At 64.1% G+C, this 13,466-nt stretch carries 10 protein-coding genes; 9 read left to right on the forward strand and 1 reads right to left on the reverse strand.

Features of this window, described 5'->3' with window-relative positions; genetic code table 11:
* Positions 1 to 129: 129 nt before the first annotated feature.
* The 3 genes from C8C99_RS09025 (at position 130) to rsxB (ending at position 3,741) form a co-directional block, all read left to right on the forward strand.
* A complete protein-coding gene (locus C8C99_RS09025; RefSeq protein WP_108625545.1) occupies positions 130 to 1,218 on the forward strand; it encodes a GTP pyrophosphokinase family protein in 1,089 nt (362 codons plus the stop codon).
* Positions 1,219 to 1,423: 205 nt separating this feature from the next.
* Positions 1,424 to 3,019, forward strand: a complete 1,596-nt coding sequence (locus C8C99_RS09030) for a polyhydroxyalkanoate depolymerase (RefSeq protein ID WP_108625546.1) — start codon at positions 1,424 to 1,426, stop codon at positions 3,017 to 3,019.
* A complete protein-coding gene (gene rsxB / locus C8C99_RS09035) occupies positions 3,016 to 3,741 on the forward strand; it encodes an electron transport complex subunit RsxB (protein WP_233247189.1) in 726 nt (241 codons plus the stop codon). Before C8C99_RS09030 ends, rsxB begins: the two co-directional genes overlap by 4 nt.
* Before the next feature lie 81 nt (positions 3,742 to 3,822).
* Here the strand turns inward: rsxB and C8C99_RS09040 are convergent, their stop codons facing one another.
* On the reverse strand, positions 3,823 to 5,310 hold the full coding sequence (locus C8C99_RS09040) for a methyl-accepting chemotaxis protein (RefSeq protein WP_108625547.1): 1,488 nt from the start codon (positions 5,308 to 5,310) through the stop codon (positions 3,823 to 3,825).
* Positions 5,311 to 5,480: 170 nt separating this feature from the next.
* Between C8C99_RS09040 and dapC the strand changes: the two genes are divergently transcribed.
* The 6 genes from dapC (at position 5,481) to C8C99_RS09070 (ending at position 13,177) form a co-directional block, all read left to right on the forward strand.
* Positions 5,481 to 6,686 carry a succinyldiaminopimelate transaminase gene (gene dapC, locus C8C99_RS09045; RefSeq protein ID WP_056644656.1) on the forward strand — a complete coding sequence of 402 codons (1,206 nt, stop codon included), beginning with the start codon at positions 5,481 to 5,483 and terminating at the stop codon, positions 6,684 to 6,686.
* Between the two features lie 16 nt (positions 6,687 to 6,702).
* On the forward strand, positions 6,703 to 7,536 hold the full coding sequence (dapD, locus tag C8C99_RS09050) for a 2,3,4,5-tetrahydropyridine-2,6-dicarboxylate N-succinyltransferase (RefSeq protein WP_108625548.1): 834 nt from the start codon (positions 6,703 to 6,705) through the stop codon (positions 7,534 to 7,536).
* A gap of 70 nt (positions 7,537 to 7,606) precedes the next feature.
* Positions 7,607 to 8,770: a PilT/PilU family type 4a pilus ATPase gene (locus tag C8C99_RS09055; protein WP_056644660.1), complete on the forward strand. Its 1,164-nt coding sequence runs from the start codon at positions 7,607 to 7,609 to the stop codon at positions 8,768 to 8,770.
* A gap of 121 nt (positions 8,771 to 8,891) precedes the next feature.
* Entirely contained in the window at positions 8,892 to 10,088 is a 1,197-nt protein-coding gene (gene dapE, locus C8C99_RS09060) for a succinyl-diaminopimelate desuccinylase (RefSeq protein ID WP_108625549.1), read from the forward strand.
* The gene (prmB, locus tag C8C99_RS09065; RefSeq protein ID WP_108625550.1) at positions 10,085 to 11,023 is read left to right on the forward strand and encodes a 50S ribosomal protein L3 N(5)-glutamine methyltransferase; all 939 of its coding nucleotides are present in this window, start codon (positions 10,085 to 10,087) and stop codon (positions 11,021 to 11,023) included. The genes dapE and prmB overlap by 4 nt, the downstream gene beginning before the upstream one ends.
* Positions 11,024 to 11,137: 114 nt before the next feature.
* Complete coding sequence (locus C8C99_RS09070) at positions 11,138 to 13,177, forward strand: ABC-F family ATP-binding cassette domain-containing protein (protein ID WP_108625551.1); 2,040 nt, start codon at positions 11,138 to 11,140, stop codon at positions 13,175 to 13,177.
* The last annotated feature ends 289 nt before the right edge of the window (positions 13,178 to 13,466 follow it).

A 13,466-nucleotide genomic window follows, 5' to 3' on the forward strand; every position in this document is an offset into this window, starting at 1 on the left:
AAACTGCACAGGAATGTCGTGAATCGTCCACGCGGGCCGGATATGCTGGCAACCGCTGCGCGGCGAGCACATTGCGCTTGCGCCCACTTTCTGCATCAACCCTGGCAATACCCACCACAAAGGCCTGGCATGGCATCGCTTGATTTCGACCTGGAGGCATCCCAATTTCGCACCTGGTACGCCGGGCAGGCGGTGGCGCTGGAAGACGCCTGCGCCGCACTCACCGCGCTGGTGGCCGCCGTGGTGACCCAGGCGGGCGGCGTGGACATCACCAAGGTCGAGGGGCGCGTGAAGGACGTGGACGAATGCATTCGCAAGTTTGTGCGCAAATACCGGCCGGCGCTGGAAGAGAGCAATACGCCCTATGACATCCAGACCTACATCACCGACCTCATCGGCGTGCGGGTGGTGTGTCTGTATGAAGACGAGCTGGAGAAGATCGCCCAGATCGTGCGCTCACATTTCGCGGTGATCGAAGTGACCGACAAGGTATCGGCGGTGGAAAGCACCGAGGCCTCGTTTGGCTACAAGGGGCTGCACCTGGACCTGAAGCTGAGCGCGGCCGACCGCGATTTGCCAGAGCACGCGGCCTATGCGCACTGGCCCTTTGAGCTGCAGGTGCGCACCATCATCCAGGACTCCTGGAGCGTGCTGGACCACAAGATCAAGTACAAAAAGTCGATCCCGGGCCAGCTCAAGCGACGCATCAATGTGCTGTCGGCCCTGTTTGAGTTGGCCGACCGCGAGTTTCGCCAGATCCGCGATGCAACGGCCGCCGAACTGCTGCAGGCCCCGGACGAGACCGCCGAACCCGTGCAGGATGTCGCCGCCGATCTGCAGACCCCCACCCGCGCAGCAGCCACCAGCAGCGAACTCAATGCCTTCACCTTTCTGAAGATTGCCACGCATTTCTTCAAGGACTTTGAGTTCGAGCCGTCCAAGGTCGATGGGTTCGTGGACGACATCCAGGCCTGGTCGCCCGGTATGACGCGTGCGCGCTTCAACAGCCTGATGCGCGAGACGATCGGAGTGGTCAAGCGCTACAAGCAGCACTTTGAGGACCAGAACCCGCAAGGCAGCTTCAACCCTTACACGGTGATCCGGCACTGCCTGTACCTGAGTAACAAGACCGCCTTTCGCCCGGCGCTGCGCAACTCAGCCCGCGAGTCGTTCGAGGCGTGGCTGAGCGACAACGCAGAGCCCAAACCGCAGGGATAAAGCAAAAATGGGTGCAAGCGCGAGTGCTTCTTGCCTTAAATGCTATCATTTTTGATGATTGAAGCGCTCTTGCCAACGGCCCCCCGACCTGCGGCCAAGCCCTGAGCGATTTGTCGCAAAGGCGACTTGGCATTGGTGGTTTTACTCCATGCGCTTGTTACCAAGTGCTGCTATATTGCACTGCAACAAAACGGAGTTTCGCCCCATGCTGTACCACCTCTACGAAACCCAGCGCTCCCTGATGGAGCCCTTTACAGATTTTGCGCAGGCGGCTTCCAAGTTGTTCAGCAACCCGGTGTCGCCGCTGAGCCAGAGCTCGATGGCCCAGCGCATGGCCGCCGGCTACGACCTGCTCTATCGCCTGGGCAAGGACTACGAAAAGCCCGCGTTCGACATCCACACGGTGGATGTGAATGGCATCGGTGTCGCCATCCATGAGCGCATCGAGGTGGACAAGCCGTTTTGCGAGCTGCGCCGCTTCAAGCGCTTCTCGGACGATCCAGCGACATTGACCAAGCTCAAGGGCCAACCCGTGGTGCTCATCGTGGCGCCGCTGTCGGGCCACTACGCCACGCTGCTGCGCGACACCGTGCGCACCATGCTCAAGGACCACAAGGTCTACATCACCGACTGGAAAAACGCCCGCTTGGTGCCCCTGTCGGAGGGCGAGTTTCATTTGGACGACTACGTCAACTACGTGCAGGACTTCATTCGCCACCTGCAAGGCATCTACGGCAACTGCCACGTGATCAGCGTGTGCCAGCCCACGGTGCCCGTGCTGGCAGCCGTGTCGCTGATGGCCAGCCGGGGCGAGAAAACCCCGCTGACCATGACCATGATGGGCGGCCCCATCGACGCCCGCAAGTCGCCCACGGCGGTGAACAACCTGGCCACCAACCGCAGCTACGAGTGGTTTGAGAACAACGTGATCTACCGCGTGCCGGAGAAATTCCCAGGCGCCGGTCGCCGCGTGTACCCAGGCTTTTTGCAATACACCGGGTTTGTGGCCATGAACCCGGACCGCCATGCGTCCAGCCACTACGATTACTTCAAGGACCTGATCAAGGGAGACGACGCCAGCGCCGAAGCCCACCGCAAGTTCTACGACGAGTACAACGCCGTGCTGGACATGGATGCGGATTACTACCTCGAAACCATCCAGACCGTATTCCAGGACTACAAGCTGGTGAACGGCACCTGGGACGTACGGTCGCCCGCCGGCAAGATCGAGCGCGTGCGCCCGCAAGACATCAAGACCACCGCCCTGTTCACCGTGGAAGGAGAGCTGGACGATATCTCCGGCTCGGGCCAGACCGAAGCTGCCCACGACCTGTGCAGCGGCATCGTGCGCAAGGAGCAGCGCCACCTTGAAGCCAAGGGCGCGGGCCACTATGGCATCTTCAGTGGCCGCCGCTGGCGCGACATCGTGTACCCCAAGGTACGCGCGTTCATCCTGGAGCATGAGCTGCCGGCCAAGCCAGTGGCCGCGCCCGCAGCGACGCCTGCACCCCGGCTTGCCAGCCCCGCTCCCACACCTGCCAAGGCTGCCAGCAAGCCCGCACCGGCGGCAGCCAAGACCGCTGCAACCAAGCCTCCCAAAGCCACCGCCGCCCAGCCTGCACCGGCCCGTGCTGCGGCCAAGGCCGAGGCAGCCACCGCCGTGGCCACACGCTGGGTGCAGCCGGCTGCCGCACCGACAGGTGCCGCACAGGCCCCTTCCGCGGATCTGAGCGCAGCCAAGACGAGTGCCACAGCGGCCCCGTCCACCCGCAGCAGCAAGAGCAAGGCGCGCAAGGCTTGAGCGACCCCGCTTCCGGCCACCCGCCCCTGGCCCAGGCAGCAGTCCAGGACCTCGCGGCGCGGATTGACGCCGCGCTGCCCCAGACGCAGTGCACGCGCTGCGGCTATCCCGACTGCGCCAGCTATGCGCAGGCCATCGCGCAGGCAGAGGCCGCCATCAACCAGTGCCCCCCCGGGGGCGCAGAGGGGGTCGCCCGCCTGGCCGCCATCACGGGTCATGCGGTGGTTCCCTTGAGCGCAGACCACGGTGTGGAGGCGCCGCGCAGCGTGGCCTTCATCGACGAGGCCTGGTGCATTGGCTGCACGCTGTGCATCAAGGCGTGCCCCACTGATGCCATCGTGGGCTCCAACAAGAAGATGCACACCGTCATCGAGCCGTACTGCACGGGGTGCGAGCTGTGCATCCCCGCCTGCCCGGTGGACTGCATCCATCTCGACAACGCCAGCGGCAATGCAACCGGCTGGGCCGCATGGTCGGCTCCGCTTGCGCAGCAGGCCTTGCAGCGCTACCAACAACACCGCCAGCGCGTGCCGCTGGAAGATGAAGGTTTAGACGACGAGGCCACGAGCGCCCTCAGCATGAGCGCGCCCAGCGGGCAAACACCAGCACCGTCCGGCACAGCGGCAGCCGCCGTCGCGGCCGAGGGTATGGAGGCACGCAAGGCCGCCATTGCTGCCGCGATGGAGCGGGCTCGCCAGCTTCGGGAACAGGGCCCGCGCTAATTCCTCTTTGTGTGTGGGGCCGGCGCGCTGCTACGGCACGCGCGTTTTATATGGCCACGGGCACTGCGCCTTGCCCAGCGCCTATCGGGCGGCGAGCGACTTGTAGACCCCGCAGCCCACGTACCAGTCCCCCACGCGGCTCACGTAGGACATCTTGGTTTGCACCGCTCCGGTGGACGGGTTGTTGATGTCGTACTCCACCCAGCCGGGTGCCTGGTCGGCCTGGCTGACGATATCGCTCACCAACCGGTCGCCCGCAATGCCGGGGATGTCCTGCACGCGGGTCCCGACCTTGGCCGGGTTGCCGCCGAAGGCCAGGTAGGTGCCCGCCGGATCCAGCACAAACACGTACATGTCGCGGTCATGGTAGGGCTGGGTCTTGTCGGTGATGCTGCGCAGAAACTGGTCGCGCGAACTGGTCTTGTGCAGGGCCACGGCCTTGTTCACCAGGGCCACCGCCTCATCGGCCGTACCCTGCTGCAGGCGAAACGCCGCCACCGCCTGTGACAGGGTGGAAGCGCGGTGCTCCAGCGCCTCGGCCTGCGAAACGGCATGGCCCACCATCTGGGCGTTGTGCTGCGTGATCTGGTCCAGCTGCTGCACTGCCGTGCTCACCTCGCTCAAACCCGTGCTCTGCTCGGCACTGGAACCGGAAATCTCGGTCATGCTGGCCGCCACGCTGCGGATGCCGCTGGCCATGTTGGCAATGCCTTCGCCGGCCGACCGGATCAACCCTGCGCTGGCCTCGACCTGGCTCACCGAAGCGCCAATCAGTTCGCGGATCTCCCGCGCGGCGTCGCCCGAGCGCTTGGCCAGGGTGCGCACCTCGCCCGCCACCACGGCAAACCCACGGCCCTGTTCACCGGCGCGGGCGGCCTCCACGGCGGCATTGAGCGCCAGGATGTTGGTCTGGAAAGCAATGCTGTCGATCACGCCGATGATCTCGGTCATGCGGCGCGCGCTTTGCTGAATCGCCTCCACCGACTGCACCGCGCGAGCCATGGCTTCGGCCCCGGTGTCGGCGGCCTTGCGCACGTCGGCAGCGCGGGCATCGGCGCTGCGCGCGGTCTGTGCGTTGTTCTGGACAGCCGAAGACAGTTGCTCCACGCTGGCGGCTGTCTGCTCTAGGTTGGCCGCCTGCTGCTCAGTGCGATCGGCCAGCGACCGGTTGCCTTGCGCCAGGCTTTGCCCCGCATGGGCTACCAGCGCCGCGTTGCTGCGGATATCGGCTACCATCGACGACAGCGTCAGCACCATGCGGTCGAGCGACTGTGCCATTGCCCCGACCTCGTCGTGCCCATAGACACCCGCCCGGGCACACAGGTCGCCGCGTGTGGTCTGCTCCATCGCATGCGCCAACCCTTGCAGGTCGGACGCTAGGCCGGCATGCAACGCACACAGGGCATACAGAACCACGGCGCCAGCCAATGCCACACTCCACCACGGGGCATCCAGGGCGGCCAATGCCAGCGCGCCCCCCATCAACACGCCCAGCGTCACCAATTTGCCCGGCAGGTGCCACCTGCGCATCCACCAGAGTCCGGGGCGCAGCGGTAGGAATCCAGACATCTTGTCTCCGTTATCGTTCTTGAAAAGGGGCGATGCTAGGTGTCTGCTCTTACGTCGGATTGACAACACCACAGGGCGCCTGCCCACCCCTTGCAACCCCATTTGCCCCGAGGACGCAGTGCGCGGTGCACAGCCCGTGCGCCCACGCCCTTCGCCCATAATGTCGCTCCATGAATCCCCTGCTCTCCCAACTCCAGCCTTACCCCTTTGAGCGGCTGCGGCAACTCTTCGCGGGAGTCACTCCCCCGGCGGCCTACAGCCCCATCAGCCTGGGCATGGGTGAGCCACGCCATCCTACACCGCAGTTCATCAAAGATGCACTCAGTAACAACCTGGGCGGACTGGCCAGTTACCCCGCCACGGCCGGTGAACCCAAGCTGCGCGAGGCCTTCACCCACTGGCTGCAACAACGCTATGCGCTGACCCTCGACCCCGGCACCCAGGTGCTGCCTGTCAATGGCTCACGCGAAGCGCTGTTTGCCTTTGCGCAGACCATCATCGACCCCTCTCAAGGCCAACCTCTGGTCGTCTGCCCCAACCCGTTCTACCAAATTTACGAAGGCGCCGCCTTGCTGGCCGGCGCCCAGCCGTACTACGCGGCCAGCGACCCCAGCCGCAACTTTGCCGTGAACTGGGATGCCGTGCCCGACGCCGTGTGGCAGCGCACGCAGTTGCTGTTTGTCTGCTCCCCCGGCAACCCCACGGGCGCCGTGATGCCGCTGAGCGAATGGAAGAAGCTGTTCGAGCTGAGCGACCGCTACGGCTTTGTGATTGCCTCGGACGAGTGCTATAGCGAGATCTATTTCCGCGACGAGCCACCCCTGGGTGGCCTTCAGGCTGCGGCGCAGCTGGGACGCGGCGACTTCAAGAACCTGATCTCCTTCACCAGCCTGTCCAAGCGCAGCAACGTGCCCGGCATGCGCAGCGGCTTTGTGGCGGGCGACGCGGCCCTGATCAAGTCATTTCTGCTCTATCGTACTTACCATGGCAGCGCCATGAGCCCCATCGTGCAGGCCGCCAGCGTTGCTGCCTGGAGCGATGAGCAGCATGTGGTGGAAAACCGCGCGCTGTACCGCAAGAAATTCGCCCAGGTCACACCACTGCTGGCGGGCGTGATGGAAGTCGCCCTGCCGGATGCCGGTTTCTACCTGTGGGCCAAGGTGCCTGAAGCCCTGGGCATGGACGACGCCGAGTTCGCGCGCGCCCTCCTGGCTCAATACAATGTCACGGTGCTGCCCGGCAGCTACCTGGCCCGCGAGGCCCAGGGCAGCAACCCCGGCGCCCAGCGCGTGCGCATGGCCCTGGTGGCCGAGACCGAAGAATGCGTGGAAGCCGCGCTGCGCATCGTGCAATTCATCCAATCCCGTACTGCCTGATCTGATCGACAACAACATGACCCAACAACTCCAAACCCTCATCGACAACGCCTGGGACAACCGCGCCAGCCTCTCGCCCGCCGCCGCTCCCAAGGAGATCCAGGACGCTGTCGAGCATGTGATCGCCGAGCTGAACAATGGCAAGCTGCGCGTAGCCACCCGCGAAGGCGTGGGCCAGTGGACCGTGCACCAGTGGATCAAGAAGGCCGTGCTGCTGTCGTTCCGCCTCAAGGACAACGAAGTCGTCAAGGCCGGCGACCTGGGCTTTTACGACAAGGTGCAGACCAAATTTGCCCACCTGTCCGAAGAAGAAATGAAGGCCACCGGCGTGCGCGTGGTGCCCCCCGCTGTGGCCCGCCGCGGCAGCTTCATCGCCAAGGGCGCGATCCTGATGCCGTCGTACGTGAACATTGGCGCCTACGTGGGCGAAGGCACCATGGTCGACACCTGGGCCACCGTGGGTTCGTGCGCACAGATCGGCGCCAACGTGCACCTGTCCGGCGGCGTGGGCATTGGCGGTGTGCTGGAGCCTCTGCAGGCCGGCCCCACCATCATTGAAGACAACTGCTTCATCGGCGCCCGTTCCGAGGTCGTCGAAGGTGTGGTGGTCGAAGAGAACTCCGTGTTGGGCATGGGCGTGTACCTGGGCCAGAGCACCCCCATCTTCAATCGTGCCACCGGCGAAATCAGCTACGGCCGCGTGCCTTCGGGCTCGGTGGTGGTCAGCGGCAATCTGCCCAAGACGGCCGCCAACGGCGCGCCCTACAGCATGTACGCTGCCATCATCGTCAAGCAGGTGGACGCGCAAACCCGCTCCAAGACCAGCATCAACGACCTGCTGCGCGACTGATTGCCGTGAACCCGCGGACGGCCCTGGCCGTTCGCCCACCGACAGAGACAGACAACAAGAGGGAAACACCATGAGCACGATGGAACGAATTCTTCGCCTGATGGCAGAGAAAAAGGCCTCCGACGTCTATCTGTCGGCCAACGCACCTGCGCTGATCAAGATCAACGGCGAGTGCGTGCCGATCAACAACCAGATCCTGCCCCCCGACGCGCCGCGCAATCTTCTGTCCGAAGTGGTCACGCCAGACCGCATCGAGGAGCTGGAAGAAACCGGCGAGCTCAACATGGGCGTGCCGCTCAGCGGCGTGGGCCGGTTCCGGGTCAGCGCCATGCGCCAGCGCGGCAGCTACGCGGTGGTGATCCGCTTCATCTCGCAGCAGATCCCGGAGTTCGACACGCTGGGCCTGCCCCCTGTGATGCGCGAACTCATCATGGAAAAACGCGGGCTGATCCTGATGGTGGGTGCTACCGGCTCGGGCAAGAGCACCTCGCTGGCGTCGATGATCGACACGCGCAACGAAGCGCTGACAGGCCACATCCTCACCATCGAGGACCCGGTCGAGTATCAGTTCAAGAACAAGAAATCCATCGTCAACCAGCGCGAGATCGGCAGCGACACCCAGTCGTTGCAGACCGCCCTGAAAAACGCGCTGCGCCAGGCGCCCGACGTGATCCTGATCGGCGAAATTCGCGACCGCGAGACCATGTCTGCCGCCATTGCCTATGCGCAGTCGGGCCACCTGTGCCTGGCCACACTGCACGGCAACAACAGCTACCACGCGCTCAATCGCATCTTGTCGTTCTACCCCGTCGAGGTGCGCCCCACCATGCTGGGCGACCTGGCATCGGCCCTCAAGGCCGTGGTGTCCCAGCGCCTGGTGCGCAAGACCGACGGCGGCCGGGTGCCAGCCGTGGAGGTCATGCTCAACTCCAAGCTGGTGTCGGAGCTGATCGAAAAGGGAGATTTCTCCGGCGTGAAGGAGGCCATGGAAAAATCCATGGCCGAAGGCTCGCAGACCTTCGAGGAGGCTCTGGCCCGCCTCATCATGGAGTCCAAGATCGAACGTAAGGAAGGCCTTGCGTACGCTGACTCGCCCACCAACCTCATGTGGCGCCTGCAAAACGACTTCTCCCTTGCTGCCAATGCTGCCAAGGCCCAGAAGGAAGCGCGCGACACGCCGGATGACACCCCGTCATTCACCGAGATCGTGCTGGACGTCAAGCCGGCGGCATGATGTGCCTCTTTCGTACCCGGGCCCCTGTCGCACGGACCGTGCGATGCAGAAGCACCGCCCCGTGACCACAGCTTCCCCCCACTGATCGCAGCCCCACTGCCTGCCTCCATTCCCTGATCCCATGTCCCGCACCCTCCACCTGGCCGAACAGCTCATCTCCCTGCCCTCCATCACCCCGGAGGATGCCGGCTGCCTGGACCTGCTGGCTGCACGGCTGGCCCCGCTGGGTTTTGTGTGCGAGCGGTTGGACAGCGGCCCGGCAGACTTCCGCGTCAGCAACTTATGGGCAAAGCGGCCCGTAGCGCAGGCAGAACAAACCTCTTCCGCTATCAAAACCGTAGTCTTTGCAGGCCACACCGATGTCGTCCCGACCGGCCCACTTGCGCAGTGGAGCAGCGACCCCTTCGTGCCCACCCACAAGGACGGCAAGCTCTATGGCCGCGGCGCCAGCGACATGAAGACCTCGATCGCGGCCTTTGTCGTGGCGGTGGAAGAGTTTCTGGCCGCCACGCCCGCCCCGCAGGTGGAGCTGGCTTTTTTGCTGACCAGCGATGAAGAGGGTCCCTCGGTCGATGGCACCAAGGTCGTGGTCGAGCAGCTCAAGGCGCGCGGCGAACGGCTCGACTACTGCATCGTGGGCGAGCCCACTTCGGTCGAGAAAACCGGCGACATGATTAAGAACGGACGGCGCGGCACCCTGAGCGGCAAGCTCAGCGTGCGCGGCATCCAGGGCCACATTGCCTACCCCCAGCTGGCTCGCAATCCCATCCACCAGGCCTTGCCCGCCCTGACGGAACTGGCCGCCACGGTGTGGGACAACGGCAACGCGTTCTTTCCGCCCACGAGCTGGCAAATCAGCAACATGCATGGTGGCACAGGCGCCACCAATGTGATTCCGGGTGAGGTGGTGATCGACTTCAACTTCCGTTTCTCCACCGAGTCCACCGCCGAAGGCCTGCAGCAGCGTGTGCATGCCTTGCTGGACCGCCATGGGCTCGACTACGACCTGCGCTGGACCTTGGGCGGACAACCCTTCCTCACCACACCCGGCGAGCTGGTGGATGCCGTGCAGCAGGCCATTGCCGCTGAAACCGGCCTGACCACCGAGCTGTCCACCACCGGCGGCACCAGCGATGGCCGCTTCATCGCCCAGGTCTGCCCCCAGGTGATCGAACTGGGGCCGCCCAACGCCAGCATCCACAAGATTGACGAGCATGTGGTGGTGGCCGATATCGAACCCCTCAAGAACATCTACCGCCGCACCCTCGAGAACCTGCAGGCACAGGCCACAGCAGCCCAGGCAATGACCACATCATGACCAGCAACCCACAAGAAACGCCCGCGTCCAATGCAGTGACGGTAGGCACCCTGGTCGAATGGGGCGCCCAGCAGCTGGCATCGGCAGGCGTGTCGTTCGGCCACGGCACCACCAATGCCCACGATGAAGCCGTATGGCTGGTGCTATGGCGCCTGGGGCTGCCCCTGGACAGCGACCTCTCCGACGCGCCAGAATCCATTAAGAACAAACCTGTAGCGCCCGCAGATCAAGCCTTGGTTGCTACTCTTTTTGAAGAACGGATCGCTACGCGAAAACCCGCCGCTTACCTCACGCGTGAAGCGTGGCTTCAGGGCATACCGTTCTACGTGGACGAGCGCGCCATCGTGCCGCGCAGTTTCATCGCAGAGCTGCTGGTGGACGGCGGGGCAGATGAATTCCTTAGCGACCATACCCATCGCGTGCTGGACCTGTGCACCGGCAATGGCAGCCTGGCAGTGCTGGCCGCCATGGCGTGGCCGGAGGTCTCGGTCACCGGCTCCGACATTTCGCCCGACGCGCTGGCCGTGGCGCGCATCAATGTGGACAAGCATGGATTGCAGGACCGCGTCGCCCTGCAGTTGTCAGACGGACTGAGCACCCTGCCTGGCCCCTGGGACCTGATCCTGTGCAACCCGCCCTATGTGAACGCCGCCAGCATGGCCACGCTGCCCAGCGAGTACCGCGCCGAGCCCGCACTGGCCCTGGCGGGCGGTGACGACGGCATGGACTTTGTGCGCCAGCTCTTCGCAGCCGCTCCGGCCTGCATGAGCGAAGACGCTGTGCTCATTCTGGAGATCGGCAACGAGCGCAGCCACTTCGAGGCGGCATTTCCCCAACTACCAGTTTTTTGGCTCGATACCAGTGCGGGCGAAGACCAGGTTTTGCTGGTTACCCGGCAGGCGCTGGCCGCCAAAACCCGGCTCACGGCACAATAGAGCCCTTTGCGCCACCTTGGCAGCTGCAGCGGCTGGGCCGCTGACAACTGTGCAGGCCCCCAGAGTTTTGTACGCCACCCGCCTCGTGCGGGTGTGCTTTTTTCTGATTCCCGGATGATCACCCTCAAGAACGTTACCCTGCGCCGAGGCACGAAAGTCGTGCTCGACAGCGTGTCCACCACCATCAACCCCGGCGAAAGCGTAGGGCTTGTGGGCCGCAATGGCGCAGGCAAGTCCAGCCTGTTCGCCCTGCTCAGCGGCAAGCTGCATGAAGACGGCGGAGACTTTCACATACCGTCGAGCTGGCGAATGGCCGAGGTCGCGCAGAACATGCCCGAAACCGACGAGTCAGCCACAGAGTTTGTGCTGGAAGGCGACACGCGCCTGGCCGAGGTGCAGCGCCAGTTGGCAGAGGCCGAGGCCAGCGACGATGGCATGGCCATCGCCCACGCCTATTCCGACCTGCACGACGCTGGCGCACACGATGCCGTGGCCCGTGCGCAGGCACTCATCCTGGGCCTGGGCTTTCGCGTGAGCGAGCTGGATCAGCCGGTCAACAGCTTTTCGGGCGGCTGGCGCATGCGCTTGCAACTGGCGCGTGCGCTGATGTGTCCGAGTGACCTGCTGCTGCTGGACGAGCCCACCAACCACTTGGATCTGGACGCCCTCGTCTGGCTGGAGGCATGGCTCAAGCGCTACGCAGGCACCATGATCGTGATCAGCCACGACCGCGAATTCCTGGACGCCATCACCAACGTCACCCTGCAAATCCAGCAAGGTGAGCTGAACCGTTACGGCGGCAACTACAGCAAGTTCGAAGAGCTGCGCGCCCAACAGCTCGAACTGCAGCAAGCCAGCTTTGCCAAGCAGCAGGAAAAGATGGCCCACCTGCAGAAGTTCATCGACCGCTTCAAGGCCAAGGCCAGCAAGGCCAAGCAGGCGCAAAGCCGGGTCAAGCAACTCGAACGCATGGAGAAGATCGGACCGGTGCTCGCCGAGGCGGACTTCACGTTCGAGTTCAAGGAACCGGCCAACCTGCCCAATCCCATGCTGGCCATCAGCGACGCGTCGTTCGGCTATGTGGACGACGAGGGCACGCCCACCACCATCCTCACCGGCGTCAACCGCTCGGTGCTGGCGGGGCAGCGCATCGGTATCCTGGGTGCCAACGGCCAGGGCAAGTCCACCCTGGTCAAGACCATTGCGCGCACCATGAAGGCGCTGGGCGGCAGCATCACCGAAGGCAAGGGCCTGAACATCGGGTACTTTGCCCAGCAGGAGCTGGACGTTCTGCGTCCCGCAGAGAACCCGCTGGAGCACATGATCCGCCTGGCCAAGGACCTGGGGCCGGATGCCAAGCAACCCAGCCGCGAGCAGGATCTGCGCAGCTACCTGGGCAGCTTCAATTTCACGGGTGACATGGTCAAGCAGGCCGTGGGCACCATGAGCGGCGGCGAAAAGGCCCGCCTGGTGCTGGCCATGATCGTCTGGCAACGCCCCAACCTGCTGCTGCTGGACGAGCCCACCAACCACCTGGACCTGGCTACCCGCGAGGCGCTGGCCATGGCGCTCAACGACTTCGATGGCACCGTCATGCTGGTCAGCCACGACCGTGCGCTGCTGCGCTCGGTCTGCGAAGATTTCTGGATGGTCGGCCGGGGCGTGGTCGGCCCCTTCGATGGCGACCTGGACGACTACCAGCGCTACCTGCTTGAAGAGTCCAAGCGCCTGCGCGAAGAGGCGCGTCTGGCCGAACAGGCCCAGGCGTCACAGGCCCAGGCAAGTGCACCAGCCCCCACCACCGCACCTGCGGCCGTTGCCGTCGCTTCTGCCACGCCCGCACCGGCCCCCTCCCCCGCGCCTTCGCGTGACGGGCGCGAGCAACGCAAGCTCGACGCCCAAACACGCCAGCAGCTGGCCGAAAAGACCCGGCCGCTCAAAAAGGAGCTGGAACAGATCGACAAGCGCCTGGCGGCTTTGGGCGCGGAACGCACCCAATTGGAGCACCAACTGACGCAGGCCTTGCCTCCCGCAGAGATCGCCGAGTGCGGTCGCCGCTTGAAAGCCGGGAATGAAGAAACGGGAAAACTCGAAGAACGCTGGCTGGAAATTTCGTCAGAACTCGAAGAAATGTCGGGTGCCTCGGTCAGCTGAAGATGTAAAGTCCTGTAAATTTTTCCCTCAATTTTCAGGAATTTTCCTTGATTGGCATTGTTTCGTTGCTGCTAAATTTATAGCAAATTTTCGTGTAAACCTACAGGCTATTGCCGTTGCATTTTTTTGCGAAAGCTTGTCAACGGACTGCAGACTGACCGCGTTGTTGGTACATCACAGGAGTTTTCCACATGAATACCACCGCTATCTTGTCCGCCTGGCCCGAAGACGAACGCGACCGCAAGCGCGCCCCGGCCCGCTTCTGAAGGCGCTGCAGCCAAGCCACTGT

It is taken from the genome of Acidovorax sp. 107, assembly GCF_003058055.1.
Lineage (GTDB): Bacteria > Pseudomonadota > Gammaproteobacteria > Burkholderiales > Burkholderiaceae_C > Acidovorax.

Coding starts and splice junctions, on each gene's coding strand:
- dapD (WP_108625548.1), top strand. CDS start 6,703: ATGACCCAACAACTCCAAACCCTCATCGACAACGCCTGGGACAACCGC.
- C8C99_RS09070 (WP_108625551.1), top strand. CDS start 11,138: ATGATCACCCTCAAGAACGTTACCCTGCGCCGAGGCACGAAAGTCGTG.
- dapC (WP_056644656.1), top strand. CDS start 5,481: ATGAATCCCCTGCTCTCCCAACTCCAGCCTTACCCCTTTGAGCGGCTG.
- C8C99_RS09055 (WP_056644660.1), top strand. CDS start 7,607: ATGAGCACGATGGAACGAATTCTTCGCCTGATGGCAGAGAAAAAGGCC.
- C8C99_RS09040 (WP_108625547.1), bottom strand. CDS start 5,310: ATGTCTGGATTCCTACCGCTGCGCCCCGGACTCTGGTGGATGCGCAGG.
- C8C99_RS09030 (WP_108625546.1), top strand. CDS start 1,424: ATGCTGTACCACCTCTACGAAACCCAGCGCTCCCTGATGGAGCCCTTT.
- prmB (WP_108625550.1), top strand. CDS start 10,085: ATGACCAGCAACCCACAAGAAACGCCCGCGTCCAATGCAGTGACGGTA.
- C8C99_RS09025 (WP_108625545.1), top strand. CDS start 130: ATGGCATCGCTTGATTTCGACCTGGAGGCATCCCAATTTCGCACCTGG.
- dapE (WP_108625549.1), top strand. CDS start 8,892: ATGTCCCGCACCCTCCACCTGGCCGAACAGCTCATCTCCCTGCCCTCC.